The organism is Arenibaculum pallidiluteum, from assembly GCF_017355985.1.
GTDB classification, from domain to species: domain Bacteria; phylum Pseudomonadota; class Alphaproteobacteria; order Azospirillales; family Azospirillaceae; genus Arenibaculum; species Arenibaculum pallidiluteum.
Genome location: NZ_JAFIQU010000003.1, coordinates 424285 through 450017 on the forward strand (window position 1 = coordinate 424285; position 25733 = coordinate 450017).

General features: G+C 70.2%; 23 protein-coding genes. 11 read left to right on the plus strand and 12 right to left on the minus strand.

Going from position 1 to position 25733, the window contains the following annotated elements; translation table 11 throughout:
- The first annotated feature begins 90 nt into the window (after positions 1-90).
- Entirely contained in the window at positions 91-1704 is a 1614-nt protein-coding gene (locus JUB13_RS09165; protein WP_207478490.1) for a peptide chain release factor 3, read from the plus strand.
- Between the two features lie 148 nt (positions 1705-1852).
- Positions 1853-2680, plus strand: a complete 828-nt coding sequence (locus tag JUB13_RS09170) for a class II glutamine amidotransferase (protein ID WP_207478491.1) — start codon at positions 1853-1855, stop codon at positions 2678-2680.
- A 47-nt stretch (positions 2681-2727) separates the two neighbouring features.
- Here the strand turns inward: JUB13_RS09170 and JUB13_RS09175 are convergent, their stop codons facing one another.
- Positions 2728-3264, minus strand: a complete 537-nt coding sequence (locus tag JUB13_RS09175) for a peptidylprolyl isomerase (RefSeq protein WP_207478662.1) — start codon at positions 3262-3264, stop codon at positions 2728-2730.
- 136 nt (positions 3265-3400) lie between these two features.
- On the opposite strand from JUB13_RS09175, the gene JUB13_RS09180 reads away from it, so the two are divergent.
- From JUB13_RS09180 to JUB13_RS09190, 3 genes are all read left to right on the plus strand, one after another.
- The gene (locus JUB13_RS09180; protein ID WP_207478492.1) at positions 3401-5665 is read left to right on the plus strand and encodes an intermembrane phospholipid transport protein YdbH family protein; all 2265 of its coding nucleotides are present in this window, start codon (positions 3401-3403) and stop codon (positions 5663-5665) included.
- Between the two features lie 61 nt (positions 5666-5726).
- The gene (locus JUB13_RS31250) at positions 5727-5912 is read left to right on the plus strand and encodes a YnbE family lipoprotein (RefSeq protein ID WP_328702898.1); all 186 of its coding nucleotides are present in this window, start codon (positions 5727-5729) and stop codon (positions 5910-5912) included.
- Positions 5909-6244: a YdbL family protein gene (locus tag JUB13_RS09190; protein WP_207478494.1), complete on the plus strand. Its 336-nt coding sequence runs from the start codon at positions 5909-5911 to the stop codon at positions 6242-6244. Before JUB13_RS31250 ends, JUB13_RS09190 begins: the two co-directional genes overlap by 4 nt.
- A 21-nt stretch (positions 6245-6265) precedes the next feature.
- Here JUB13_RS09190 and JUB13_RS09195 read toward each other — a convergent pair whose 3' ends face one another.
- Positions 6266-6988: a hypothetical protein gene (locus tag JUB13_RS09195; RefSeq protein ID WP_207478495.1), complete on the minus strand. Its 723-nt coding sequence runs from the start codon at positions 6986-6988 to the stop codon at positions 6266-6268.
- A gap of 156 nt (positions 6989-7144) precedes the next feature.
- On the opposite strand from JUB13_RS09195, the gene JUB13_RS09200 reads away from it, so the two are divergent.
- Positions 7145-8638: a CoA-acylating methylmalonate-semialdehyde dehydrogenase gene (locus tag JUB13_RS09200; protein WP_207478496.1), complete on the plus strand. Its 1494-nt coding sequence runs from the start codon at positions 7145-7147 to the stop codon at positions 8636-8638.
- Between the two features lie 9 nt (positions 8639-8647).
- On the opposite strand, the gene JUB13_RS09205 is transcribed toward JUB13_RS09200, so the two are convergent.
- The 5 genes from JUB13_RS09205 to JUB13_RS09225 all read right to left on the minus strand — a co-directional run bounded on the left by JUB13_RS09205 (position 8648) and on the right by JUB13_RS09225 (position 15310).
- The gene (locus tag JUB13_RS09205) at positions 8648-10012 is read right to left on the minus strand and encodes an efflux transporter outer membrane subunit (protein ID WP_207478497.1); all 1365 of its coding nucleotides are present in this window, start codon (positions 10010-10012) and stop codon (positions 8648-8650) included.
- 14 nt (positions 10013-10026) lie between these two features.
- The gene (locus JUB13_RS09210) at positions 10027-11976 is read right to left on the minus strand and encodes a MacB family efflux pump subunit (RefSeq protein ID WP_207478663.1); all 1950 of its coding nucleotides are present in this window, start codon (positions 11974-11976) and stop codon (positions 10027-10029) included.
- Positions 11977-12080: 104 nt separating this feature from the next.
- Positions 12081-13223 carry an efflux RND transporter periplasmic adaptor subunit gene (locus JUB13_RS09215; RefSeq protein WP_207478498.1) on the minus strand — a complete coding sequence of 381 codons (1143 nt, stop codon included), beginning with the start codon at positions 13221-13223 and terminating at the stop codon, positions 12081-12083.
- 220 nt (positions 13224-13443) lie between these two features.
- Positions 13444-13686 (minus strand): Lrp/AsnC ligand binding domain-containing protein, encoded by a 243-nt coding sequence (locus JUB13_RS09220; protein WP_207478499.1) that lies wholly within the window; start codon positions 13684-13686, stop codon positions 13444-13446.
- 4 nt (positions 13687-13690) lie between these two features.
- Positions 13691-15310: a DEAD/DEAH box helicase gene (locus tag JUB13_RS09225; RefSeq protein WP_207478500.1), complete on the minus strand. Its 1620-nt coding sequence runs from the start codon at positions 15308-15310 to the stop codon at positions 13691-13693.
- Positions 15311-15500: 190 nt separating this feature from the next.
- Here JUB13_RS09225 and JUB13_RS09230 point away from each other — a divergent pair, with 190 nt between their 5' ends.
- Both JUB13_RS09230 and JUB13_RS09235 read left to right on the plus strand, forming a co-directional pair.
- On the plus strand, positions 15501-16046 hold the full coding sequence (locus JUB13_RS09230) for a hydrolase (RefSeq protein WP_236024831.1): 546 nt from the start codon (positions 15501-15503) through the stop codon (positions 16044-16046).
- Positions 16047-16057: 11 nt separating this feature from the next.
- Complete coding sequence (locus JUB13_RS09235; RefSeq protein ID WP_207478501.1) at positions 16058-16762, plus strand: alpha/beta fold hydrolase; 705 nt, start codon at positions 16058-16060, stop codon at positions 16760-16762.
- Here the strand turns inward: JUB13_RS09235 and JUB13_RS09240 are convergent.
- The 5 genes from JUB13_RS09240 to JUB13_RS09260 are packed head-to-tail and all read right to left on the minus strand — an operon-like array spanning position 16753 to position 20454.
- Positions 16753-17379 (minus strand): nucleotidyltransferase family protein, encoded by a 627-nt coding sequence (locus JUB13_RS09240; RefSeq protein WP_328702907.1) that lies wholly within the window; start codon positions 17377-17379, stop codon positions 16753-16755. The genes JUB13_RS09235 and JUB13_RS09240 overlap by 10 nt on opposite strands.
- Positions 17313-17825: an OsmC family protein gene (locus JUB13_RS09245; RefSeq protein ID WP_207478502.1), complete on the minus strand. Its 513-nt coding sequence runs from the start codon at positions 17823-17825 to the stop codon at positions 17313-17315. The genes JUB13_RS09240 and JUB13_RS09245 overlap by 67 nt, the downstream gene beginning before the upstream one ends.
- Before the next feature lie 8 nt (positions 17826-17833).
- Positions 17834-18607, minus strand: a complete 774-nt coding sequence (locus JUB13_RS09250; RefSeq protein ID WP_207478503.1) for an ABC transporter ATP-binding protein — start codon at positions 18605-18607, stop codon at positions 17834-17836.
- A gap of 10 nt (positions 18608-18617) precedes the next feature.
- Positions 18618-19442, minus strand: a complete 825-nt coding sequence (locus JUB13_RS09255; protein ID WP_207478504.1) for an ABC transporter permease — start codon at positions 19440-19442, stop codon at positions 18618-18620.
- A gap of 10 nt (positions 19443-19452) precedes the next feature.
- The gene (locus JUB13_RS09260; protein WP_207478505.1) at positions 19453-20454 is read right to left on the minus strand and encodes an aliphatic sulfonate ABC transporter substrate-binding protein; all 1002 of its coding nucleotides are present in this window, start codon (positions 20452-20454) and stop codon (positions 19453-19455) included.
- Between the two features lie 367 nt (positions 20455-20821).
- Between JUB13_RS09260 and pehA the strand changes: the two genes are divergently transcribed.
- Genes pehA through JUB13_RS09275 form a run of 3 tightly spaced genes read left to right on the plus strand, consistent with a single transcriptional unit; the run spans position 20822 to position 25722 of the window.
- Positions 20822-22390 (plus strand): phosphoric/sulfuric ester hydrolase PehA, encoded by a 1569-nt coding sequence (pehA, locus tag JUB13_RS09265; RefSeq protein ID WP_207478506.1) that lies wholly within the window; start codon positions 20822-20824, stop codon positions 22388-22390.
- Positions 22390-24039, plus strand: coding sequence for an ABC transporter substrate-binding protein (locus JUB13_RS09270; protein ID WP_207478507.1), 1650 nt, complete (start codon positions 22390-22392; stop codon positions 24037-24039). The genes pehA and JUB13_RS09270 overlap by 1 nt, the downstream gene beginning before the upstream one ends.
- A gap of 45 nt (positions 24040-24084) precedes the next feature.
- Positions 24085-25722, plus strand: a complete 1638-nt coding sequence (locus JUB13_RS09275) for an ABC transporter substrate-binding protein (RefSeq protein ID WP_207478508.1) — start codon at positions 24085-24087, stop codon at positions 25720-25722.
- The last annotated feature ends 11 nt before the right edge of the window (positions 25723-25733 follow it).

Below are 25733 nucleotides of genomic sequence, written 5' to 3' on the forward strand. Positions count from 1 at the left end.
GCGCGGCGTTCGTTGCGGGCGCGATTTTCTGGCAATGGCGCGCATGAAGGACTATCTAGAGGCCGATCCGAGAAGCCGCATCCCTAAGCCATGACCGACCTGACTGACGCCGTCGCCCGGCGCCGCACTTTTGCGATCATCGCCCATCCCGACGCCGGAAAGACCACGCTGACCGAGAAGCTGCTGCTGTTCGGCGGCGCGATCCAGATGGCGGGCGCCGTCAAGGCGCGCGGCGAGCAGCGGCGCGCGAAATCCGACTGGATGAAGGTCGAGCGGGAGCGCGGGATCTCCGTCACCGCCTCGGTGATGAACTTCGATTTCGCCGAGAGGACTTTCAACCTGGTGGACACGCCGGGCCACGAGGACTTCTCGGAGGATACCTACCGCACGCTGACCGCGGTCGACAGCGCGGTCATGGTGATCGACGCCGCGAAGGGCATCGAGAGCCAGACCCGCAAGCTGTTCGAGGTCTGCCGGCTGCGCAACGTGCCGATCACGACCTTCATCAACAAGATGGACCGCGAGGCGCGGGATCCCTTCGACCTCCTGAGCGAGATCGAGGACCAGCTCCAGCTCCACGTGACGCCGGCGAGCTGGCCCATCGGGTCCGGCCGGGACTTCCTGGGCTGCTACGACCTGTTCCGCGACCGGCTGGTGTTGATGGATCGCACCCAGGGCGACCGCGTCGACGAGGGAATCGAGCTCCAGGGCCTGGACGATCCGCGCCTGACCGAGCTGCTGCCGGACCATGCCCTGAAGAAGCTGCGCGAGGACGTGGAGATGGTCCGCGGCCTGTGCCCGCCCTTCGAGCTTGAGGCCTATCGCGAGGGCCACCTGACACCGGTCTATTTCGGCAGCGCGATCAACAACTTCGGCGTGAGGGAGCTGCTGCTCGGCCTGGGCGAGCTGGCGCCGCCGCCGCGGCCGCAGCAGGCGGACGCCCGGCCGGTCGAGCCGACGGAGTCCAAGGTCAGCGGCTTCGTGTTCAAGGTCCAGGCGAACATGGACCCGAACCACCGCGACCGGATCGCCTTCCTGCGGCTGGTCTCCGGCCATTTCCGCCGCGGGGTGAAGCTCCGGCATATCCGGAGCGGCAAGACCCTGGCGGTCAACAACGCCGTCCTGTTCCTGGCGCGAGACCGGGAGCTGGCCGAGGATGCATGGCCCGGCGACATCATCGGGATCCCCAACCACGGATCGCTCCGCATCGGCGATACCCTTACCGAGGGCGAGGACATCCGCTTCGTCGGCGTTCCCAGCTTCGCGCCGGAATACCTGCAGCGCGTGCGCCTGGACGATCCCATGCGCGCCAAGCACCTGCGCAAGGCGCTGGAGCATTTCGCCGAGGAAGGGGCCAGCCAGGTGTTCAAGCCGCTGCTGGGCTCCGACTGGATCGTCGGCGTGGTGGGACCGCTGCAGTTCGAGGTGCTGGCCGCGCGGATCGAGGCGGAGTACGGAATCCAGGCGCGGTTCGAGGCGGCGCCGGTCGACGCCGCACGCTGGGTCGAGAGCGACGACACGGCGCTGGTGAAGCGCTTCGTGGACGCGAACCGCTCGGCGCTGGCCGAGGATCACGACGGGGCGCTGGTGTTCCTGGCGCGGAACGGCTGGCACCTGAACCGCACCGTCGAGGACTTCCCGGGGCTGCGCTTCCTGAAGACGCGCGAGCAGCACCAGGCGCTGGCCTCGGCTGCGCAGCACTGATGCCGGGCGGCGGCCCCATGGCCGCCGCCCGCCGCGCCCGCAAGGCCGGATCTCGATGACCGCGACGGAGTGTGAGTTCCGTCATATCTTCTTAACCAGCTTGGGCCGACCCTGGGCTGGCTTCGTATGACAGCGCGGCGGGGTCACCATGTGTCGCTGGCTTGCCTATGCCGGCCAACCCATCTTCATCGACACGCTTCTCTTCAAGCCCTGCAACTCGCTGATCCACCAGTCGCTTTCGGCGCAGCGCGGGCATGTGCCGACCAACGGCGACGGGTTCGGGCTCGGATGGTACGGCGACCTGCCGCGTCCGGGGTTGTACCGGGACACGATGCCCGCCTGGAACGACATCAACCTGCGCTCCCTGGCCGAGCAGATCCGCTCGGGGCTCTTCTTCGCCCATGTCCGCGCATCGACCGGCACCCCGACGGCGCGGGTCAACTGCCACCCGTTCCGCCACGGACGCTGGCTCTTCATGCACAACGGCAAGATCGGCGGATGGCCGCGCGTGCGCCGCGACCTGGAGGTGCTGATCGCCGCGGACCTCTACCATCACCGGGAGGGCAGCACGGACAGCGAGGTCTTCTTCTACCTGCTGCTGACCAACGGGCTCGAGGCCGATCCCGAGCGGGCGTTCCGCCTTTCGGTGGCACAGGTCGAGGCGGTGATGCGTCGGCATCTCGTCGACGAGCCGCTGCGCATGACCGCGGCGCTGACGGACGGCGCGCGGGTCATGGCAATCCGGTATTCCAGCGATGGGCAGTCGCCGACGCTGTTCCACGCGGCCGGCGGCTCGCTGACCGTCGATCAGGGGCAGTGCCGCTTCGAGGCGACGCGCGGGGCCGTTCTGGTGGTCTCGGAGCCGCTGGATGCCATCGACGCGGCCTGGCACGAGGTCCCCGAGGGACGTTTCCTCGTGGTGCAGGACGGGGTGGTCCGGCTGGAGCCTTTCGCGCCGGCCGCACTGGCTGCGTGATGCGTGCCGCCCCCGCCGGGTTCATGGCCAACGGGGGCGGACGGCCGTCACTTGGCGTCGGCAGCGACCTGCATCTTCACGATGCGGTCGGGATCGGGCACGGCACCGTTCCGCGAGGACGGTCCCTTCTTGATCCCGTCCACGAACTCCATCCCTTCGACCACTTGGCCCCAGACGGTGTACTGGCCGTCGAGATGGGACGCGGCGGCAAAGACGATGAAGAACTGGCTGTCGCCGCTGTTGGGATCGGCGGCGCGGGCCATCGAAACGGTCCCTCGCACGTGCTTGGCGGAACGGTTGAACTCGGCCGGAAGCTTCTGGCCGGAGCCGCCGGTGCCGTCGCCCCGCGGGTCGCCGGTCTGCGCCATGAAGCCCTCGATCACGCGGTGGAACTTCAGGCCGTCGTAGAAGCCCTGGCGGGTCAACTCCTTGATGCGCGCCACGTGCTTGGGCGCGAGATCAGGGCGGAGTTCGATCACGACCCGGCCGCTGTCCAGGTCGAGGTAGATTGTGTTCTCGGGATCCAAGGCGAGTGCCTCCCCACTGATGGTTGCGGCGCCCAGGAAGGACGCCAGGAAAAGCATTTTCAACCAGCGCATCGGCGATCCATTCGTTGCGGGCACGGGAGGCCGACCATAGTGGAAGGGACGGGACGGGAAAAGCCGTCCCGGCGCCCCTCGCGGTCCGGCACCACGGGATGATCGTGCTATGAGAACCGGCATGGCTCGTCCCATCGTGAAGGCCGGCGCGATCATCGTGCTGGCGTGCGCGCTTCTCGTCCTGCTGCTGGGCGGCATCTGGCTTGCCGCGCCCGGCCTTGCCTCCGGCGCGCTGGAGAAGCGGCTGCGCGGCGCCGGGTTTCCGGCGGCGAGCGTGGCCGTCGAGCGCTTCGGCGCCGCGGGCGCCGTGCTGACGGTGATGCTCGATGCCGCGACGCAGCAGCGCCTGGGAACCGTCGAGGTCACCTGGAGCCTCGACTCTCTGATGTCCCTTTCCGCGGAAAGGGTGGAGGTCCGGCGGGCCCGGCTGGACCTCGGCCTTGGCGAAGACGGGGTTCCGACCCTGGCTGGACGACCGCTGAAGACGGATTTCGGCGAGGGCGGGGCCGCGACCGGTGCCGAGGACGCCTCCGACGAGGTCGCGCTCCCGCTGCGGGTGCTCCGGATCCTGGATGGCGAGCTGCGCCTTGCCCTTCCCGGCGGCATGGTGGCGGGGGCGCTCTCGGCCGATCTCGCCCAGACTCCCGGCGGCTGGACAGGGCGCGCCGCGCTGGACGCGGGGGCGGAGGGAATCGAGCTGCGCCTGAACCCGGCAGGCGGCGGCACCGCGGCGCAGGTTCAGGTCCGGATGTCCGATCTCGGGCTGCTTGCTCCGGCGTTGGGTGGGCGGGGCACCCTGCGGGCGGAGCTGGCGCCTGACGGACGAGGATGGGCGGGCGATGCGGAGCTCACCCTATCCGGCGCGACGCTGGCCTCGGCGCCGGACACGGAGGCGGCGCTGGCGGCCCGCGGCCGCCTCTCGGTCGCGGGCGCCGAGGCCTCCTTCGCCCCGGCGGACTGCCTGTCGGTCTCGTTGGGTGCCATGCGTCTGGGGACAGCACTCCGCGTCCACCCCGTCACCATCTGCGCGGCTTCGGCCCCAGACGCGCCGCTGCTGCGCTGGCGCAGGGAGGAGGGGGTGGCGCTCATGGGGCGGCTGCGGCCCTTCGCGGCGGCCGCCGAGATCTCGGGCATGCCGGTCAGGCTTTCGCTGGGCGTCCTCGACGTGACGGTCGCCGGCCAGCGCCTGGAGCTCGCGCCCGAGGATCTCGACCTGTTCCTGCCGGGTCAGGGGGTTGCCGTCCGCGGGCTTGCGGGACGCATCGTGCTGGGTGGTGCGGCCGGGCAGGGGCTGGAGGCGACGGTGCGGGGAACCACCTCCGATGCCGCACGCCCGGCCCGCTTCGTCGACCTGCCCTTCGAGCTGCGCGCATCGGGCGATCCCAGGGGCGGCATCGTTCTCGCCGTGAGCGTGCAGGGGCCGGTCCCCATGCGACTCTCCGGGCGTCACGACATAGCCTCGGGCGCCGGTTCGCTGCGTCTTTCGAAGACCGAGGCCGTCTTCGGCCCGGGTGGTCTGGCCCTCGATGCGGTGTCGCCCGCGCTGGCGGCCCGTCTCGCCGAGATGGAGGGGCGGATCGCCGCGACCGGACGGATCGGATGGGGCGCGGAGGCGTCCGGGGGAGCCGAACTGCGGCTCGCGGGACTCGGGTTCCGGATCGGGGCCGCGACCGTGCGGGGCCTCGATGCCGTCATGACCGCGACCAGCCTGCAGCCGCTGGTGCTGCCTCCAGGCCAGAAGGTGGCGGTCGCCGGCGTCGATCTTGGTCTTCCGCTGACGCGCGGCCTTGCGGAGATCGGCTATTCGGACGGGCGGCTTGCGGTGGCCGCGGCGCGCTGGGACTGGGCGGGAGGCACGGTCCGCGCGGAGCCGTTCTCCTTCGATCCCGCCGCCCCGCGAAGCAATGCGACGCTCGTGGCCGAAGGCCTGGATCTCGGCACGCTTCTTGGAATGATGGACGTCGATGGGCTCGAGGCGGAGGGGCGGCTTTCGGGCAGCCTGCCGCTGAGCGTCGGCGCCGGCAGGATCGCGGTCGAGGGCGGCGCTCTTTCGGCGGCGGCGCCGGGCCAGCTACGCTACGATCCGGCGGCGCCACCCGCGGCGCTCGCCTCGGGCGCCGAGGGCACCGACCTGCTTCTCAAGGCGCTGACGGACTTCCGGTACGACACGCTGGAGGTGGGGCTCGACGGCGTGGCTGGCGGCGAGATGCAGGCCCGGCTCGCCATCAAGGGCCGCAACCCCGGATTCTACGACGGCTATCCAGTCTCGCTCACAGTCACGCTGTCGGGGGCGCTTGATACGATCCTGCGGCGCGGCCTCGATGCCTACCGGATTCCCGACACGATGTTGGAACACATGAGGGAGTTTGATGCGAAGACGGACTGACCCCGCCGCCGCAGCGCCGGCGAGATGGGCATCGGGAACGCTTGTCTGGGCTGCGTATGCCGTGGCCGGACTCGCCCTGGCGGGGTGCCAGCCGACGCTGCGGGTCGAGGCGCCCGAGAAGCCCATCGAGATCAACCTGAACATCCGCATCGAGCAGGAGGTCCGCGTGAAGGTCGAGCGCGACCTGGAGGAGGCGTTCCGGAACGACCCCGCCGTGTTCGGCCTGCCCAAGGGAGGAACGCCATGAGACTGATCCTGAGGGCCGTGGCAGGCTTGGCCCTGCTCGCGCTGGCTGGCACCGCCCAGGCGCAGGACGGGCTGGAGGCGGCCAAGGCTGCCGGGCTGGTCGGAGAGCGCGCGGACGGCTTTGCCGGCATCGTCACCGATGGGGCGCCCGCGGATGTGAAGGCCCTGGTGGACAGGGTCAACGCCGCGCGGGTCGCGCGCTATCGCGAGATCGCCCGCGCCAACGGCGTCACCCCCGACCAGGTCCAGGCCTTGGCCGGGCGCAAGCTTGTCGAGGATACGCCGAGGGGGCAGTTCGTCCAGGTGCCGGGACGCGGCTGGGTTCGCAAGTAGCGCGGCGGCGGAAGCGGTGCCTCAGGGGAAGGGGCACCGTTCCGTGCGCACCTCGATGAAGGACTTGGGACCGGCCGAGGCGGCGAAGCGGTGCTCGGTGCCCCCGACGACGAGGGACTGGCGGAGCGGCAGGATGCCGCGCATCTCGGTGCTGCGGCCGCCCGCATCCGCGATCTTCACGACGACCGGCTGGGCAGGATCGAACCAGGGCTCCGGCTGGTTGCGAGCGTTTCGGGCGGGCACGCCCTCGCCATTTACGGTGATGGCGCCGCCCGCGAAGGTAACCCCGGCGCCACCTCGCTGCTGCGGCAGGCCCAGAACGAAGCGCTTTGTCTCGCTTCCTTCGCAGACGCGGGCGGGACGGATCTGGTCGAGCACGAATGCGAGCCGGTTCGGGTCGACGCCGACGGCGAGCTTGTCGGACAGCATCCTGGTCAGCCGGGCGAACTCGCCCCGAGGCTGCTCGCGCTCCATGCGCGCCTCGACCTCGGCTGCCCGTATCTCGGCGGAGCGCTGCGCCTCCTGGGCGTGAGCCAGGGCCTGCTGCAGCTCGGCAAGCTGGCGCCGGAGCTGCTCGGCGTCCGTGGCGACGGCGGCCTCCCGGCCCTTCTGGCGCTCCACTCCGATCTGATAGGAGAACAGCGACAGCAGCAGCAGGATCGTGGCCACCCCGAACGCCTTGAGCGACAGGATCCAGAAGCGCTGCCTGCGGCGCCGTTCTTGGTCGTATCGGCCGAGGGTCATTTCCGGTGGGCACGCGCGGCAACTGGGAAGGCGGCGGCCTTTATGGCGCAGCGCAGGCATGCGGCGCAACCACCACCGGCCCGGCACAGCGGCGTGACAGCCCGGCGGGGAATGTCTACCGTGTTCCCAACAATCGCATCCTTCGGGAGGGAGAGCATGACCGCGACCATTCCGCACATCATCGGTGGCAAGGCAGTTCCTGGCGCTGCGAGCTTCGGCACCGTGTACAACCCCGCGACCGGAACCGAGGCCGCGCGCGTGGCGCTGGGCGGCGCCTCGGAGATCGACGCCGCCGTGCAGGCGGCCCGGTCGGCGCTGCCGGGCTGGGCCTCCACGCCGCCCGTCGTGCGGGCGCGCGTCCTCTTCCGCTTTCGCGAGCTGGTGGAGCGTCACGCGGACGAGATCGTCCGGATGATCACGGACGAGCACGGGAAGGTCCTGTCGGACGCCAAGGGTGAGCTGCAGCGCGGGCTGGAGGTCGTCGAGTTCGCCTGCGGCATCCCGCACCTCCTGAAGGGCGACTTCTCCGAGAACGTCGGAACCAACGTCGACAGCCACTCGATCCGCCAGCCCCTGGGCGTCGTCGCGGGCATCACCCCCTTCAACTTCCCGGCCATGGTGCCGATGTGGATGTTCCCAGTGGCCATCGCCTGCGGCAACACCTTCATCCTGAAGCCGTCCGAGCGCGACCCGTCGGCCGGCGTCCGCCTCGGCGAGCTGCTGCTGGAGGCGGGACTGCCTCCGGGCGTCTTCAACGTGGTGCATGGCGGGAAGGACGCGGTGGACGCGATCCTGGAGCATCCAGGCATCGCCGCCGTCAGCTTCGTGGGCTCGACGCCGATCGCCGAGTACGTCTACCGGGTCGGCACCGCGCACGGTAAGCGCGTCCAGGCGCTTGGCGGCGCGAAGAACCATATGGTCGTGATGCCCGACGCGGACCTGGACCAGGCCGCCGACGCGCTGATGGGCGCGGGCTACGGCTCCGCCGGCGAGCGCTGCATGGCGATCTCGGTCGCGGTGGCTGTCGGCGGCGTCGGCGACGCGCTGATCGAGCGGCTGGCGCCGCGTGTCCGTGCCCTGAAGGTCGGCCCCGGCACCGATCCCGAATCCGAGATGGGGCCGCTGGTTACGCGCCAGCACCTCGACAAGGTGCGCGGCTATGTGGACGAGGGCGTGCGCGAAGGGGCCAATCTGGTGGTGGACGGCCGCGATATCCGTCTGCAGGGCTACGAGAACGGCTTTTATCTCGGCGGCTGCCTGTTCGACGAGGTGAAGCCCGAGATGAAGATCTACCAGGAGGAGATCTTCGGTCCGGTGCTCTCGGTCGTGCGCCTTCCGGACTTCGATTCGTCGGTCGATCTCATCAACCGGCACGAATACGGCAACGGCGTCGCGATCTTCACCCGGGACGGCGATGCGGCCAGGACCTTCGCGAACCGGATCCAGGTCGGGATGGTCGGGGTCAATGTCCCGATCCCGGTGCCCATGGCCTTCCACAGCTTCGGCGGGTGGAAGCGGTCCCTGTTCGGCGACCATGCGGTCCACGGCCCCGAGGGCGTGCACTTCTACACGCGCCTGAAGACCGTGACATCGCGCTGGCCGACCGGCATCCGCAAAGGGGCCGAGTTCACCATGCCCGTGATGCGCTGACCTGATCGGTCACCAGCCGCCGCCCAGGGCCTTGTAGAGGCCGACGGCGGCGGCGAGGCGCGCGTAACGTGTCTGCGCAAGCGCCTCCTCCTGCTGGAAGAGGCTCCGCTGGGTCTCAAGTACCGTCAGGAACTCGACGGCGCCGGCGCGGTAGCGGATCTCGGCCAGGTCGTTAGCGCGCCGGGCCTCGGCCGTGGCGACCTGCTGCGCCGCCTCGGCCTCGGCCAGGTACCGGATCGCGGCGAGCGCGCTCTCGACATCGCGGAAGGCCGCGATCACGGCGCCGCGATACGTCTCGGCCAGCTCTGCGGCGCGGGCGGCGGTTGCGTCGCGCTGCGCTTCCAGCCGTCCGGCATCGAAGACCGGCGCTACGATGCCCGCGGCGAGGCTAGCAAGGAATCCCGCGGGATCGAACAGGTCCGCCAGGGCGTCGCTGGCATAGCCCGCCGAGCCCGTCAGCCGCACCGCCGGCAGCATGGCCGCGCGGGCCGCGGCCACGTCGGCGCGCGCGGCGGCGAGCTGTGCCTCGGCCCGCCGGATGTCCGGCCGGCGGACCAGGATTTCGGAAGGCAGGCCGGGCGCCACCTCCGGCAGGGTGATCCCCTCGAGCGTCCGCGCCGCGATGCCAAGGCGGCCCGGATGGGTTCCGACCAGGGCCGCAAGCGCGTTGGCGGTCTCGGCCCGGCTGCGCGCGAGGTCGGGCAGGCTTGCCCTAAGCGAGGCGACGGCACCGCGTTGCTGGGCCAGCTCCAGCCCCGAGGCCGCGCCGGCCGTCGCCTTGGCCTCGACGACCGTGAGGATTCGCTCGGCGATCCCGAGCACGCGCTGGGCGCGGTCCAGCCGGTCGCCCAGGGACAGGTACTGGAAGTAGGTCGCGGCCACCTCGGCCGCCAAGCCCTGGCCGAGCGCCTGGCGGTCGAACCCGGCTGCGGCGAGATCGGCCTCGCTCGCCGTGACGCCCGCGCGCCCGAGCCCCCAGAGGTCGGCCTCGTAGCTGGCGTCGAAGCCGGCCCGGAAGCCGTTGGAGGCGCGGTCGCGCCCCTGCCAGCTCCGCGAGGCCGAGGCCGAGGCGTCGACCACGGGGTAGAGGTCGGCCCTCGCGCCGCGCGCAATCGCCGCGGCGCGGGCGATGCGCTGGCGCGCGGCCGCCAGGTCGGGGTTGGCGACCAGCGCTTCGCCGATCAGTGCGTCGAGCTCGGGGTTTCCGAAGGACCGCCACCATGCGGTGTCGACTGCAAGGCCGGCTGCTGGCGTGTCGGCGGCGCTGGTCCAGGCCGCGGGGACATCGAGGGCGACCGGCGTCGTGTCGGGCGCCACCGCGCATCCCGAGAGTGCCGCCATGAGGGCGAGTGCGGGGGCAGGGGGAAGGCGCAAGGCTGGTCCGTCTCTCAATCCGAGGAAAGCGCCGCGACCGGGTCCAGGCGCGCGGCCTTGCGGGCGGGCAGGTAGCCGAAGACGAGGCCTGTCCCGGCGGCGCAGCCGAATGCCAGCAGCACGGGGGCCAGCGACAGCTCGATCGGCGTTCCGAAGCGCTGCACGACCCAGGAGGTGCCGAGCCCGCCCGCTACTCCCAGCAGCCCGCCCAGCGTGCAGGCGACCAGCGCCTCGATCAGGAACTGCATCTGCACGTCGGCCGAGCGCGCGCCCGTCGCCATGCGGATGCCGATCTCGCGGGTGCGCTCGGTGACGCTGACCAGCATGATGTTCATCACGCCGATGCCTCCCACCAGCAGCGAGATCGCGGCCACGGAGCCCAGCAGGACGGTGAAGGTGTTCTGGGTCGCGGTCGCGGTCTCCAGCGCGGACGCCATGTTCCGCACGCGGAAGTCCTCGGCGCCGTGCCGCTCGCGCAGGACGCGCTCCACCGTCTCCTGGGCGGCCGCCATGTCGGTCCCCGGCGCCACCTGGACGATGATCGAGCGCAAGTGGCGCTGGCCGAACACGCGCAGGCTGCCCGTGGTCAGCGGGATGAAGACCACGTCGTCGAGGTCGCTGCCCCAGGGGCTGGCGCCCTTCTCGCCCATGATGCCGATCACCTGGAACGGCACGTTCTTCATCAGGATGTACTTGCCGATGGGATCGAACCCTTCGGGGAACAGGGCTTCCGCCACCGTCTGGCCGAGCACCACCACCGCCGCGTAGTCCGTGACGTCGGCAGGCTGCACGAAGGTGCCGCGCACGACCGGCCAGTTCCGCGCGACCGGGAACTCGGCGGAGGTCGCGGTCGCGCTGCTCTGGTAGTCGAGATTGCCGAAGCGGATGGTCACCGAGCCGCCGAGCTCGGGGACGGCATTCAGGATGCCTGGCGCGCGGGCCAGCTCGGCCGCGTCCTCGAAGGTCAGGCTGGCGCTTCCGCCGCGTACCCCCGGGCCACCGCCCGGCCGGACCAGGAGCAGGTCCGTGCCCATGGCCTCGATCTTGGAGAGCACCTCGCGCTTCGCACCGTCGCCGATCGCGAGCATCGCAATCACGGCGCCCACCCCGATCACGATGCCGAGCAGCGTAAGCAGCGTCCTGAAGGCATTGCCGCGCATGGACCGCAGCGCCATTCGGATGGCCTCACCGGCATCCCCTGCGAAGCGCGCGCCCCGGCCGCGGCCGCCCGACGGCGCCGCCGGGCTTGGGCGCGGGGCGCCGGGCCGGTCCCCGTCGTCGCCGACGATCCGGCCGTCGGCGATGCGGATGCGCCGGTGGGCCTCGGCCGCGACCTCGGCGTCGTGGGTGATCAGGATGACCGTATGGCCCTCGGCGTTCAGCGTGCGCAGCAGGTCCATCACCTCGCGCCCGCTGGCGCTGTCCAGCGCGCCGGTGGGCTCGTCGGCGAGGATGATTCCGCCGCCGTTCATCAGCGCCCGGGCGATCGAGACTCGCTGCTGCTGCCCGCCCGAGAGCTGGCTCGGCCTGTGGTGCATCCGTTCGGCGAGGCCGAGGCGGCCCAGCAGGGCGTGGGCCCGTTCGGCCCGCGCGCTGCGCGACAGTCCGGCATAGACGGCCGGCATCTCGACGTTCTCCGCGGCGGTGGCGCCGGGGAGCAGGTTGTACTGCTGGAAGACGAAGCCGAACACGTCGCGCCGGAGAGCCGCGAGGCGGTCGGGCCCGAAGCCTGCGACGTCCTCGCCGCCGATCAGGTAGCGCCCGCCGCTTGGCCGGTCCAGGCAGCCCAAGATGTTCATCAGCGTCGACTTGCCGGAGCCCGATGCGCCGAGGATCGCAACGAACTCGCCGGGCTCGATGGCCAGCGACACCCCACGCAGCACGGTCGTCGCCACATCGCCGTTGCGGTAGGTCTTCTCGATGCCGTGCAGCTCAATGCGCGGCGGCGAGGCGCTGGCCGGCATCCCGATGGTGGGGATCGCAGCGGCCGGCGTCGCTGCGTTCGCGGAGGCGGGCAGCGGCGCGGGAGGGAGCGCGGGGGATGGGGCGATGCGGTTCATGGTCCCGCTCACGACCTGGGCGTGCCGCCGGGCCCAGCGGCGCCGTTCCTGCCGCCGGGACCGCCGCGACCGACGACCACCTGCTCGCCCTCTTCGAGACCCGAGAGGATCTGCGCCGAGACGCGGTCCTGGACGCCGACGGTGACCGTCCGCGTCTCGACGACGCCGTCCTTCAGGACCTCGACCGTCTGCCGCCCGCCCGGCCCGCGGCGTCCCTTAAGGACGCCGACCGGCACCACCAGCGCGTCGGCGGCGCGGTCCAGGACGAAGAAGACCTGCGCCGACATCTGCGGCATCAGGCGGCGGTCGGCGTTCGTGACGTCGAACAGCGCGTTGAAGAAGACGACCTCGTTCACGACCTCGGGGGTCGGCAGGATCTGGCGCAGCTTGCCGGTCCAGCGGCGCTCGGCGTCGCCCAGCGTCGTGAAGTAGGCGTCCATGCCGATGCGCAGCTTTCCGACATCGGCCTCGGAGACCTGGGCCCGGATGGTCATGGTCTCCAGGTCGGCGATCTGGAGGATGATGGGGGCCTGCTGGTTCGCGTTCAGCGTCTGGCCCTGCCGCGCCGTCAGCGACATCACGGTGCCGGCCATGGGCGCCGTAATCCGCGTATAGCCGAGATTGGCCTCGTTGGCGGTGAGGCTGGACCGCGCCTTCCCGATCTCGGCCTCGAGCGCGCCGATGCGCGCGCGGGCCACCTCGACCTCGGTCGCGCTGCTGTCGTAGAGCTCGCGGCTCGTGGCATTGGCCTTCAGAAGCTCGCCCTGGCGCTGCAGCTGCTGCTGGGCGAGCTTCAGGGTCGCGCGCCGCTCGGCAAGCTGCGCTTCCAGCCCCAGCAGGTTGGCGCGGTCGGATTCGACGCGGGTCACGTAGACCGTCGGGTCGATTTCGGCCAGCAGGTCGCCGGTGGCGACCACGTTCCCGGGCTGCACGTGAATTTTGCGGAGCTGACCCGAGACCTGGGTGCCGACGTCGACGAACTGGAGCGGCTCAATCTTGCCGACGGCGGTCACCGACCGCTCCACCGATCCCCGCTTGACGGCGACCGTCGTGTGCGCCGGACCCTGGTCGGCATGGACGCCACCGTACCACCAGCCGCCGAATGCCAGCGCGCCACCAATGATGGCGGTCGCGAGAAGACGCGTCAGCACGTGCGCACTCCGAACGGGTGCCTTCCGGAACGAACGGGACGGGAGCGGGTCATGACCATCGGGAGCAGTTTGCCTCGTCCGGGAGGCTAGCGCCGACTCGTTTCCCCTTTGTGTCCCGCGGATGCGCCAACTGTAACAAAGTGTAACGGCGGCCGCACGGCGCCGCGCGGGGGCCGTGTCGCGTCGGGGTGGAGAGCGGCGCCGAGCGGCGCCGCGGGGATCAGGAAAAGGCCTTGAAGGTGATCAGCGTGAAGGTGTCCTTCACGCCGGGCAGCGTCTGGATCTGCTCGGTCACGAAGCGGCCGATATCCGTGCCGTCGTCCAGGTAGCACTTCATCAGTAGATCGTACTGACCCGACGTCGAATGGACCTCGGAGACCTGCTCGACCTGCTGGATCGCCGTATCCGCGACCTCGTAGGCGCGGCCGAGCTCGCATTTGACCTGGACGAAGATCGTCTGCAAGGCCTCAGCCCTCCTCGCCGCCGGTCTCCAGCGCTGCCGGGCGCGCGCGCTGGCGCATCATGAAGGCGGGGACGTGGTCGCCGAAGCCCAGCACCGCTTCGTCAAGATCGTCGTCGTCGCGGCGGCGCCGACGATCGTCACGCCGCTCGTCACGCCGCTCGTCGCGGTGGCCGCGCTCCGGACGGGGCCGCCCGTCGGCCCGGAAGTCGCGCCGGTGATCGTGCCGGCCGCCCTCCGAGCGCTCGGACCGCTCGGCGCGGTCGCCCCGTTCGGCGCGCTCCAGCCGTTCTCCGCGCTCCGATCGCTCGGGGCGTTCCGGGCGCGCGGTCTGCTCGACGCGCTCCACGGCCTCGTCCGCCCGGGTTTCCGGGCGCTCGTCCGCGCGGCCCTCGTCCTCGCGGCCACGCCGGCGGTCCCGACGGCCTCGGCTCTCGCGGGGCTCGTCGGAGCTCTTGGCCCCACGCCGGCGGCGGCGGTCGTCACCCTCCTCGAAGGCCGGCTGCTCCAGCCCGTCGATCGCGATGACCGGGATCTCCTTGCCGATCAGCTTCTCGATGGCGGCCACGTACTTCCCGTCCTCGGACGTCGCCAGGGAGAAGGCGCGGCCGGACATGCCGGCGCGGCCCGTCCGGCCGATCCGGTGCACGTAGTCCTCGGAATGGATCGGCACGTCGAAGTTGAAGACGTGGCTGACGCCCTTGATATCGATGCCGCGAGCGGCGACGTCGGAGCAGACGAGCAGCGTTATGTCGCCCTGCTTGAACGCCTCCAGCGTCTCGGTCCGCACGCTCTGCGGCAGGTCGCCGTGCAGCGCCCCGGCATTGAAGCCGTGCTTCTGCAGGCTCTTGTGCAGGATCGCCACGTCGCGCTTGCGGTTGCAGAAGATGAAGGCGTTCTTCACATCCTCCGTCCGCAGCAGGTGGCGCAGCGCCGCCCGCTTGTCCTCGCGGTGCACGATGGCGAGGGCCTGCGTCACGGTTCCCGCGGTCGAGGCCGGCGGGGCGACCGTGATCTCCTTGGGGTTCATCAGGAAGGCGTCGGCCAGGCGCCGGATCTCCGGCGGCATGGTGGCCGAGAAGAAGAGCGTCTGGCGGATGCGCGGCAGCAGGGAGACGATGCGCTCGATATCGGGGATGAACCCCATGTCGAGCATGCGATCGGCCTCGTCGATCACCAGGACCTTGATGTCCGTCAGCAGGATGTTGCCGCGGTCGAACAGGTCCATCATGCGGCCCGGCGTCGCGATCAGGACGTCGACCCCGCGCTCCAGCTTCTTGATCTGGTCGCCGAAGGATTCGCCGCCGATCAGCAGCGCCATGCTGAGCTTGTGGTACTTGCCGTAGGTCTCGAAATTGGCCGCGACCTGGGCCGCGAGCTCGCGCGTCGGCTCAAGGATCAGGGAGCGCGGCATGCGCGCCCGCGCCCGGCCCTGGCCGAGGATGTCGATCATCGGGAGCGTGAAGCTCGCCGTCTTGCCGGTTCCCGTCTGCGCGCAGCCGAGCACGTCACGGCCCTGCAGCACCCACGGAATTGCCTTTTCCTGGATCGGCGTCGGTTGGGTATAGCCCGCGTCCTCAACGGCGCGAAGGACTTCGGGCCCGAGCCCAAGTTCCGAGAAGGTCATCAATCCTGTTCATTCGGAAAGTGTCGGTGCCGGATCGGTCCGGCACTCCGCACAGATGGTGCCGCTGTACTGAATACCAAGGTCAATTGTCAACCCGTTCGGCACTTTTCGGGCAATTCCACGGCGCTTTTCGCACATCGCCCCTTGCGTTAGGCTGCCGCGACAAGGAAAGACGGGCTCGAAGGACCGGATGATGCTGCTCGCTGCCGAGGATTCGATCCTGCTCGTCGTCGACCTTCAGGAGCGCCTGCTGCCCGCAATCGCGGGCGCCGAGCGGGTCGTCGAGCGCGCAGGAATCCTGGTGAAAGCCGCCGGCATTCTCCAGGTGCCGGTGCTGGCGACCGAGCAGTACCCGAGGGGGATCGGCGCCACCGTGCCCGAACTCGCCGCGGCAATCGGGCCAGGGGCGACGGTGGAGAAGATCCATTTCTCGGCCGCCGCCGAGCCAGGATTCCTGGATCGCATCCGGTCCCTGGAGCGGCGGCAGATCGTGATCTGCGGCACCGAGGCCCATGTCTGCGTCCTTCAGACGGCCGTCGGCCTTCGCGCCCTCGGCTACGACGTCTACGTGGCCGCGGACGCGACGGGTTCCCGCGATCCCGAGAATCGCGCGCTGGCCCTCAGCCGCATGATGGGCGCAGGGATCCGCGTCGTCTCCACCGAGATGGTCGCCTTCGAATGGATGGGGCGCGCGGGCACGCCCGTCTTCAAGGACGTCCTGGCCCTGATCAAGTGAGTTCACGCCCGATGAGCGCACGCATACGCCTGGTCCTCCTGCCCGGCCTGCTCTGCGATGCGGAGCTGTGGGCCCACCAGACCGCCCATCTCTCCGAGGTCGCGGAGCCGGTGGTGGTCCGGACGGATCTCGCCGACAGCGTGGGGGAACTCGCCGAGGCGGTGCTCCGGGCGGTGCCTGGGCGTTTCGCCCTCGCGGGTCTCTCCATGGGCGGGTACGTCTCGCTCGAGATCCTGCGCCGCGCCCCGGATCGGGTGGCGAAGCTCGCCCTCCTGGACACCAATGCGCGGGCGGACACCCCCGAGCAGACCGAGCGGCGGCGTGCGCTGCTGGACATTTCCGCCCGTGGCGGGTTCGACCGGATCCTGCCCGCGCTGCTGCCGAGCTTCCTGCATCCCGCGCGGCTGGAGGATGCCGGGCTGGTGGCGCGGATGAAGGCCATGGCGGGCCGCGTCGGTCCCGACGGCTTCGCACGCCAGCAGGCGGCGATCATCGCCCGCCCCGATTCCTGGCCGGGCCTGCCGCAGATCGCCTGCCCGACGCTGGTGCTGTGCGGGCGCCAGGATCCCCTGTCGGATGTCGCGGTCCATGCCGAGATGGCCGATATGATACCCGGCGCGCGCCTCGCGGTGATCGAGGACTGCGGGCACATGGCGACCATGGAGCAGCCGCAGGCTGCGACGGTGCTGATGCGCGACTGGATCCTCTACGCCTGAGACCGTTCGCCCGCCACCATGACGAGCCGGGGCCAGCGGCGCAGCCAGCCCTTGTCGCGGCAGCGCGCATGGAGAGCTTTTATCCCGCCGCGGCAGTCGGGAACGGGGCGAAGGCGCAGGGCCAGCAGGTCCTCCACCCCGTGTGGCGCCGCGACCTCGACGCGGCCGTCGCGCAGCCGGGCCACGATCGCCGTTGCGGTCTCGGCCCAGCGCGCGACGGCGTCGAGAGAATTCTGATACGGGGCGTCGCCGTTGCGCAGGTGCATGCGCGCCTGATTCCTGACGGACCACGGCAGCCCCGGCCGGTCGGCATGGAGCCGCGCCTCGATCTCGGCATCGGCCTCGGGGCCCGCCCTGGCGGGATCGAAGTGGATGACGTCGATGTCCGCCGCAGGACTGCGCGGGAAGCCGTGCAGGCCGTCCCAGACGGCATTGCGCAGCAGGCCCGCCCCAACCCAGGAATCCTGGAGCTCCAGCGCGGCGACGGCCGCGAGGATGCCGCGGATCTCCGGGTCGGAGGCGAGGAACGCCGCGATGTCGGAGACGGATCTCAGGCCTGGGCCGCGATGTCGAGCTTCAGCGGCGGCGGGTTGGCGAGGGTCTGGTAGACCACGCAGTAGCGCTCGGTCAGCTTGGTGAGCGTCGCGATGCGGTCCTCCGGCTCCGGCGTATCGAGCTCGAACTTCAGCCGGATCGCGCGAAAGCCGACGGGCGCCTCGCGCGACACGCCGAGCGTCCCGCGGAAATCGAGGTCACCCTCTGCCGAGACGGTACCGCCGCGCAGGTCGAAGGCGAGGGCAGTCGCCACCGCCTTCAGCGTGACGCCGGCGCAGGCGACCAGGGCCTCGAGCAGCATGTCGCCCGAGCAGGCCTGGGTGCCGGGGCCGCCGGTCGCCGGGTGCAGGCCCGCCTCGACCAGGGCGCGCCCGGTCTCGACCTTGCAGGCGATGGCGGACTCGTCGAGGCTCCCGCGTGCCTTCAGCGTGACCACGGCCGCGTCAGGATCCTCGCGGTAGCGGTCCTTCAGCGGGGCCTGCAGGTTGCGGAGCTCGTCTGCGTTCATGCTCGTCCTCAGATGGCTGCGGCGGGGAACTGCTCCTCGCCTGTGCGTCGCGACTTGAAGGAAAGATCGAGTTCGCCCAGCAGCCGCCGCTTCCAGGCCTCCAGCGCCGGGTCGGTCCGGTCCCGCGGACGCGACAGGCCGGGCGCGAAGGCGGCCTGGATCCGGCCCGGCCGCGGCTGCAGCACGATGATCCGGTCGGCGAGCACCAGGGCCTCCTCGATGTCGTGGGTGACCAGCACCATGGTCGGCCGGTCGTACTCCCAGAGCTGCAGGAGGTGATCCTGGAGATCGTAGCGCGTCAAGGCATCCAGGGCCGAGAAGGGCTCGTCCAGCAGCAGGACCCGCGGCCGCGCGACCAGGGCGCGGGCCAGTGCGACCCGCTGTGCCATGCCGCCCGAGAGGTCGCGCGGCCAGGCATCGGCGAAGTCGGCGAGGCCGACGCGGGCGAGCACCTCGTCGACGCGGCGGCGGCGCTCCGCCTCCGGCAGCTCGCGCAGGCCGAAGCCGACATTCTGCCGCACCGTGAGCCAGGGAAGCAGGCGCGGTTCCTGGAAGACGAGCCCGATCTCGGCCCGGGGCGCACGCACCGGGGTCCCGTCGAGGACGACGCTGCCCGTCGTGGGCGTCTCAAGTCCGGCCACCAGGCGCAGCAGTGTGCTCTTGCCGCAGCCGCTGCCGCCCACGATCGCCAGGATCTCCCCCGCCTCGACGGTGAGGTCCATGCCCGTGAGCGCGAGCGTGCCCGTGGGATAGCGCTTGGAAAGATCCTGGACGCTCAGCATTCCGCGGTCCTCAGCGTCGTGTTCCGAAACCATCCTGCCAGCGCAGGAAAGGCGTTGCCAGGGCGCCGAGCAGCCGGTCGGTGACCTTGCCGAGGACGGCGAAGCACAGGATGCTGGCCATGATCACCGGCGCGGCGCCGGTCATCTGCCCGTCGACGAGCAGGTAGCCGAGGCCCTCCGACGCGCCCATGAACTCGGCTGCGACGACGAACATCCAGCCGAGCCCCAGCCCCGCCCGCAGGGCCGTGACGTAGCTCGGCAGGGCCGCCGGCAGCAGGATCCGCCAGACCAGCTCGGGCCCGGAGAGGCGATGGATCCGCCCGACTTCCACCAGCTTGCGGTCGACCGAGAGGATCGCATCCGAAAGCGCGAGGTAGATCGGGAAGAAGACCCCGGTCGCGATCAGCGTCACCTTGGAGGTCTCGAAGATCCCGAACCACAGGATGAAGAGCGGCACCCAGGCGATCGACGGGATGCTGCGCAGCGCCTGGACCATGGGGTCCAGCATGGCCCGGGCCAGCGGCGCGTATCCCGTGAGCGCCCCCAGGACCGTGCCGGCCACGACGCCGAACACGAAGCCGAGCGCGACGCGCCAGAGCGTCGCGAGGACATGCACGATCAGCTCGCCCGAGAGGGCGAGGCCCCAGAGCGTCGCGAGCACGCGCGAGGGCGGCGGCAGAAGCCGGCCGTTCACCCAGCCAAGGGCGACCGCCGCCTCCCAGCCGAGCGCCAGCGCCACCGGCACCACGAGCCCGAGGGCCCAGCGCCAGGACGGCCGGCTGGAAGGGGCGGCCGTGGCGGGGAGGGGGGCGGCGATGCGCTCGGTCAGGGCCATGGCACGTACCTCAGCGAAGGCCAGCTTGCCTGACGAAGCTGTCGTCGATCAGCGCGGCGGTGGTCGCCTTCACGTCGATCTCGGGCGCGATCACGCCCTGCTGCTGCAGCGCGAGGCCCGCGGCGACGATCGTCTCGGTCTGCGGGGCGCCGATGGCGCCCGAGGCGAGGTCGGTCCGCTCGAGCTGGCGGGCCGCGACGTTCTCGGGCAGGCGGGCGGCCGCGGCCAGGATGGAGCGCAGCTCGGCCGGATTGGCCTTGGCCCAGTCACGGGCCCGCTCGTAGGCCGCGATCACGCGGGCTACGGTGCCGGGGTGCTCGCGGGCGAACTCCTCGCGGGCGTTGAGCACCCCCCAGGTGTTGGCGGCGGCGTCGCGGTAGAAGAGGCGGGCCCCCAGCTCCAGCTCAGCCTGCGCCATCAGCGGATCGAGCCCGGCCCAGGCGTCGACGTCACCCTTCTCGAGGGCGAGGCGGCCGTCCTGGTGCTGCAGCAGCACCAGCTTCACGTCCTTGTCCGTCAGGCCCTTGGAGGCCAGTGCCCGCATCAGGAAGATGTGAGGGTCCGTGCCGCGGGTCACCGCAATGCGCTTGCCCTTCAGGTCCTCGATGGCCTTGATCGGAGAATCACCGCGCGCAACCAGCGCTGTCCATTCCGGCTTGGAGTAGACGTAGACGGAGTTGATGGGATTGCCGCCGATCTTGCCGAGCAGCGCCGCGGCGCCTGCCGTGGAGCCGAGGTCGAGGCTGCCTGCGTTCAGGAACTCCAGCGCCTTGTTGGAGCCGAGGCTCTGCACCCATCGGACGGAGGTGCCATCCTTCTTCAGGTCCTCCTCCAGCCAGCCCTTGCTCTTCAGCACCAAACTCAGCGGGTTGTAAGTCGCATAGTCGATCCGCAGCTCGGCCAGCTTCTCCGCGGCCAGGGCCGGCGAGGCGGCGGAGAGCAGCGCGGCCGCAGCCAGGGCGGCGCGCGAGAGGGAGCGCGATACCGAACGGAACAGGGGAGACGACAGCATTCTTCACCACCTCCATGGACGCGCGGCAGGCGCGCGCATTGCACCGGTGGCGGACCGCGCGGGGTCCGCCGCAGCGTCGTGCCGGGGCGGAATGCCCACGCGCTTTAGCTGCATTTGTTTCGCGCCCGCAAGCTGATGGCTCAAATCGGCGCGTGGTAGTCTCGTATTCTACAACGTCAGCAGTGTCAACTGCGATCGAATTGGGCCATTATAGAAATGTAGAACCAGCGCGGGCAAAGATGGGAGGGCGCTCGTCTTCGGGCGTGTGCCAGCTCATTCGCCTTCTTAACAAAACGTAAACCACAGTTACATGCCGCCGTAGCATGGCGCGGCTACATCCCCTTCCGGGCAATGAAGGGGAATCGGAATGGCGCGCCGCAATGTCCTGCTCATCGTTGTGGATCAGTGGCGGGCGGACTTCGTGCCGCATCTGCTGCGCGCGAACGGGCAGGCGCCCTTCCTGGAGACGCCGAACCTTGACCGGCTGTGCCGCGAGGGCGTCACATTCCGCAACCACGTCACGACCTGCGTGCCTTGCGGTCCCGCCCGCGCCAGCCTGCTGACCGGCCTGTACCTTATGAACCACAGGGCGGTTCAGAACACCGTCCCGCTGGACCAGCGTCACTTCAACCTCGGCAAGGCACTCCGCGGGCTCGGCTACGACCCCGCGCTGATCGGCTACACCACGACGACGCCGGATCCCCGCACGACCTCTGCCAAGGACCCCCGTTTCCTGGTGCTCGGGGATCTTATGGACGGCTTCCGCTCGGTCGGCGCCTTCGAGCCGAACATGGACGGGTATTTCGGCTGGGTTGCCCAGCGGGGCTTCCCGCTGCCGCCGCGGCGCGAGGACATCTGGCTTCCCGAGGGCGAGGATGCCGTGCCTGGCGCCACCGACCGGCCGGCGCGGATTCCCAAGGAGCTCTCCGACAGCGCGTTCTTCACGGAACGTGCCCTGACCTACCTGAAGGGCCGCGACGGCCGGCCCTTCTTCCTGCATCTCGGCTACTACCGGCCGCATCCGCCATTCGTGGCGCCCGCGCCCTATCATGCCATGTACCGGCCGGAGGACATGCCGGCGCCCGTGCGTGCGGCCAGCGCAGACGAGGAGGCGGCGCAGCATCCGCTGCTGCGGCACTACGTGGATTCGATCCGGCGCGGTTCCTTCTTCCACGGGGCCGAGGGTTCCGGTGCGACGCTGGACGAGCGCGAGATCCGCCAGATGCGGGCGACCTATTGCGGCCTGATCACCGAGATCGACGACTGCCTGGGCCGGGTCTTCGCCTATCTCGACGAAACCGGACAGTGGGACGACACGCTGGTGATCTTCACCAGCGACCATGGCGAGCAGCTCGGCGACCACCACCTGCTCGGCAAGATCGGCTATCACGACGAGAGCTTCCGCATTCCCTTCGTCGTGAAGGATCCCGACAGTCCCGGGCGCCGCGGCGTCATCGAGGATGCTTTCACCGAGAGCGTCGACGTCATGCCGACGGTGATCGACTGGCTCGGAGGCGAGGTGCCGCGCGCCTGCGACGGCCGGTCGGTCCTGCCGCTGCTGCGGGGCGGGGCCCCGCGCGACTGGCGAACGGAGCTCCACTACGAGTTCGACTTCCGCGACGTCTTCTACGACCGGCCGGAGCCCGTGCTGGGCCTCGGCATGGACGAGTCGAGCCTCTGCGTCATCCAGGACGCCCGGTACAAATACGTGCACTTCGCCGCCCTGCCGCCGCTCTTCTTCGACCTCGCCCGCGATCCGCAGCAGTTCGTGAACCGGGCCGAGGACCCCGAATACGCCGCGCTGGTGCGCGACTACGCCCAGAAGGCGCTGTCCTGGCGGCTCCGCCATGCGGACCGAACGCTGACTCATTTCCGCGCGACGCCCCGCGGGCTCGAGGAGCGCGGCACGGCAACCACCGGAACGGGAGAGGAATGATGGCTGACATCACGCGCCGAGGCGCACTCGGCCTGGCCGCCGGCACCGCCGCCGGCTCGCTGGTCCTGCCGCGCTTCGCGATCGGCCAGGCGGACAGCCGCCCGTCGATCACCATCGCGGTGCAGAAGGTCTCGAACTCCAACACGCTCGACGTGCTGCGCGAGCAGTCGAACGTGGGCGAGCGGATCTTCTTCTCGTCCCTTTGGGAGGGGCTGATCGGCCGCAACTGGCAGGGCAGCCTCGAGACCGTGCCGCTGCTCGCGACCGAATGGCGCCGCATCGACGACCGGACCGTCGAGCTGAAGCTGCGCCAGGGCGTGCGCTTCCACAACGGCGACGAGATGACGGCCGAGGACGTCGTCTTCTCCTTCGGCCGGCAACGCATGTTCGGCGACACCAGGCCGAGCGCCGGCGAGACCATCCGCGTGGACGAGCGCAACCCGCTGAACCGGGTGACCAAGGAGCTGCCGCCCGAGGTTCCGGCCGTGGCGCGCCGAGCCTGGCCGGCCCTTCTGGGCGTCGAGGCCGTGGACAAGTACACCGTGCGCTTCGTGAACGGCACGCCCGACGTGACGATCGAGGGCCGCATCTCGCGCTACGGCAGCGAGATCATGAGCCGGCGCGGCTGGGACGAGGCGCCGAGCTACCTGGATTGGGCCCGGCGGCCGATCACCACCGGCCCCTACAGGGTCGCGGACTTCCGTCCGGATTCGATGCTGGTCCTCGAGGCCCACGATGAATACTGGGGCGGTCGGCCGCCCCTGAAGCAGATCCGCTTCGTCGAGGTGCCCGAGGTCGCATCGCGCATCAACGGCCTCTACGCTGGCGAATACCAGTTCGCATGCGACATCCCCCCGGATCAGATTGCGGGCATAGAGAGGAACCCGGCCTTCGAGGTCCAGGGCGGCACGATCCTGAACCACCGCCTGACCGTCTTCGACAAGAACCATCCGCAGCTCGCGAACCCGCTGATCCGGCGCGCCTTCAGCCATGCCATCGACCGGCAGGCGATCGTGGATAGCCTGTGGGCCGGCCGCACGCGGATCCCGAAGGGCCTGCAGTGGGACTACTACGGCGAGATGTTCGTCGAGGACTGGAAGATCCCGGACTACGACCCGAAGCTGGCCCGCGATCTCGTCCGGCAGGCCGGCTACAAGGGCGACCCGATCCCTTACCGGCTGCTCAACAACTACTACACCAACCAGACCGCGACGGCGCAGCTCCTAGCCGAGATGTGGAAGGAGGCCGGGCTCAACGTCGAGATCGAGATGAAGGAGAACTGGCAGCAGGTCCTGGAGCGCACGCCCGGCCGCGCCGTGCGCGACTGGTCGAATTCGGCGCCGTTCAACGACCCGGTCTCCTCGATCGTCAGCCAGCACGGGCCCAACGGCCAGCAGCAGCAGGTCGGCGAGTGGACCAACGAGGAGATGAACAGGCTCTCCGTCGAGCTCGAGACCTCGACCGACCGGGCACGGCGCAAGCATGCCTTCCGGCGCATGCTGGAGATCTGCGAGCGCGAGGATCCGGCCTATACCGTGCTGCACCAGAACGCGACTTTCACCGCAAAGCCCCGAAACCTCCAGTGGCGGGCGGCGCCGGCCTTCGCCATGGACTTCCGCTCCCCGAACTGGGGCGGGATGCGCAGCTGATCGCCGCACCGGGACCATTCGCCGGCCGCCATCCAGGAGCCTTCCATGCCCATGCTTACGCGTCGCCATGCCATCGGGCTGATGGCAGCGGCACCCGCGCCGCTGATCCTGCCACGCTTCGCGATCGCCCAGGGGGACGACCGGCCGTCGATCACGGTCGCGGTCCAGAAGATCGCCAACTCCAACACGCTCGAGACGCTGCGTGAGCAGTCGAACGTCGGTACCCGCACCTTCTACAGCTATGCCGAGACGCTGATCGACATGGACTGGGCGGGCGACCTGTCGCTGCGTCCGGGGCTAGCAACGGCCTGGCGCCGGATCGACGAGCGCACGGTCGAGCTGACGCTGCGCGAGGGCGTGCGCTTCCACAACGGCGACCTGATGACGGCGGAGGACGTCGCGTTCAGCTTCGGGCCCGAGCGTATGTGGGGCGGCGCCACCGAGGCCGGGGCCAAGGGGTTGTTCGGCAGCGTGACGGGCGGCGCTGCGGGCAGGGAGGCCCCGGCTGAGGTCGTCGCGGTGGCCAAGCGCGGCTTCCCGGCCCTTGACCGGGTGGAGGTCGTCGATCCCCGCACGGTGCGCTTCGTGAACCGGACCCCAGACGTGACCCTGGAGGGCCGGATCTCGCGCAACATCGGTGTCGTCGTTTCCCGCCGTGCCTTTGCCGAGGCGTCTTCCTGGCTGGAATGGGCGCGCAGGCCGGTGGGCACGGGCCCCTATCGCGTGGGTGAGTTCCGTCCGGACCAGGTGCTGGTCCTGGAGGCGTTCGACGAGTACTGGGGCGGTCGTCCGCCGCTGAAGCAGATCCGCTTCGTGGAAGTGCCCGAGGTCGCATCGCGCATCAACGGGCTGCGCTCCGGCGAGTACGATTTCGCCTGCGACATCCCGCCGGACCAGATCGCCGAGATCGAGCGCGACCCCCGTCACGAGGTGGTCGGTGGCCTGATCACCAACCATCGCATGACCGTCTTCGACAAGAACCATCCCCAGCTCGCGAATCCGCTGGTCCGGCGCGCCATGACGCATGCGATCGACCGCCAAGCCATCGTCGATGCGCTGTGGGGCGGGAGGACGCAGGTGCCCAGGGGCCTTCAGTTCGAGTTCTACGGCGACCTGTTCCAGGCGGACTGGGCGGTGCCTGCCTACGACCCGGCCGAGGCTCGGAGGCTCGTGAAGCAGTCCGGCTATGCCGGCGATCCGATCCCCTACAGGCTCCTGAGCAACTACTACACGAACCAGGTCGCGACGGCCCAGGTACTGGTGGAGAGCTGGCGCGAGATCGGGCTGAACGTCGAGATCCAGATGAAGGAGAACTTCCCGCAGGTGCTCGAGAAGGGCGCGACGCGGGCGGTGCGGGACTGGTCCAACAGCGCTCCCTTCAACGACCCCGTCTCGTCACTCGTCGCCCAGCACGGGCCGACGGGCCAGCAATGGCAGATCGGGGAGTGGCGCAACGACGAAATGGGCACCCTCTCGGCCGAGATGGAGACCTCGACCGACCGCGACAGGCGCCGGAAGGCCTTTCGCCGGATGCTGGAGATCTGCGAGCGCGAGGATCCCGCCTACACCGTGCTGCATCAGACCGCAAACTTCACAGCCAAGCGCCGGGACATCCAGTGGCGGGCCGCGCAGTCCTTCGTGATGGACTTCCGCGGCCGCAACTGGGGCGGCATGCGCAGCTGAACAAGGTGAGG

Bases quoted from the DNA above. Each gene is read 5' to 3' on its own strand.
- JUB13_RS09245 (WP_207478502.1), bottom strand. From the start codon at position 17,825: ATGAACGCAGACGAGCTCCGCAACCTGCAGGCCCCGCTGAAGGACCGC.
- JUB13_RS09200 (WP_207478496.1), top strand. From the start codon at position 7,145: ATGACCGCGACCATTCCGCACATCATCGGTGGCAAGGCAGTTCCTGGC.
- JUB13_RS09230 (WP_236024831.1), top strand. From the start codon at position 15,501: ATGATGCTGCTCGCTGCCGAGGATTCGATCCTGCTCGTCGTCGACCTT.
- JUB13_RS09275 (WP_207478508.1), top strand. From the start codon at position 24,085: ATGCCCATGCTTACGCGTCGCCATGCCATCGGGCTGATGGCAGCGGCA.
- JUB13_RS09190 (WP_207478494.1), top strand. From the start codon at position 5,909: ATGAGACTGATCCTGAGGGCCGTGGCAGGCTTGGCCCTGCTCGCGCTG.
- JUB13_RS09195 (WP_207478495.1), bottom strand. From the start codon at position 6,988: ATGACCCTCGGCCGATACGACCAAGAACGGCGCCGCAGGCAGCGCTTC.
- pehA (WP_207478506.1), top strand. From the start codon at position 20,822: ATGGCGCGCCGCAATGTCCTGCTCATCGTTGTGGATCAGTGGCGGGCG.
- JUB13_RS09180 (WP_207478492.1), top strand. From the start codon at position 3,401: ATGGCTCGTCCCATCGTGAAGGCCGGCGCGATCATCGTGCTGGCGTGC.
- JUB13_RS09255 (WP_207478504.1), bottom strand. From the start codon at position 19,442: ATGGCCCTGACCGAGCGCATCGCCGCCCCCCTCCCCGCCACGGCCGCC.
- JUB13_RS09170 (WP_207478491.1), top strand. From the start codon at position 1,853: ATGTGTCGCTGGCTTGCCTATGCCGGCCAACCCATCTTCATCGACACG.
- JUB13_RS09175 (WP_207478662.1), bottom strand. From the start codon at position 3,264: ATGCTTTTCCTGGCGTCCTTCCTGGGCGCCGCAACCATCAGTGGGGAG.
- JUB13_RS09225 (WP_207478500.1), bottom strand. From the start codon at position 15,310: ATGACCTTCTCGGAACTTGGGCTCGGGCCCGAAGTCCTTCGCGCCGTT.
- JUB13_RS09210 (WP_207478663.1), bottom strand. From the start codon at position 11,976: ATGCCGGCCAGCGCCTCGCCGCCGCGCATTGAGCTGCACGGCATCGAG.
- JUB13_RS09260 (WP_207478505.1), bottom strand. From the start codon at position 20,454: ATGCTGTCGTCTCCCCTGTTCCGTTCGGTATCGCGCTCCCTCTCGCGC.
- JUB13_RS09235 (WP_207478501.1), top strand. From the start codon at position 16,058: ATGAGCGCACGCATACGCCTGGTCCTCCTGCCCGGCCTGCTCTGCGAT.
- JUB13_RS09270 (WP_207478507.1), top strand. From the start codon at position 22,390: ATGGCTGACATCACGCGCCGAGGCGCACTCGGCCTGGCCGCCGGCACC.
- JUB13_RS09165 (WP_207478490.1), top strand. From the start codon at position 91: ATGACCGACCTGACTGACGCCGTCGCCCGGCGCCGCACTTTTGCGATC.
- JUB13_RS09250 (WP_207478503.1), bottom strand. From the start codon at position 18,607: ATGCTGAGCGTCCAGGATCTTTCCAAGCGCTATCCCACGGGCACGCTC.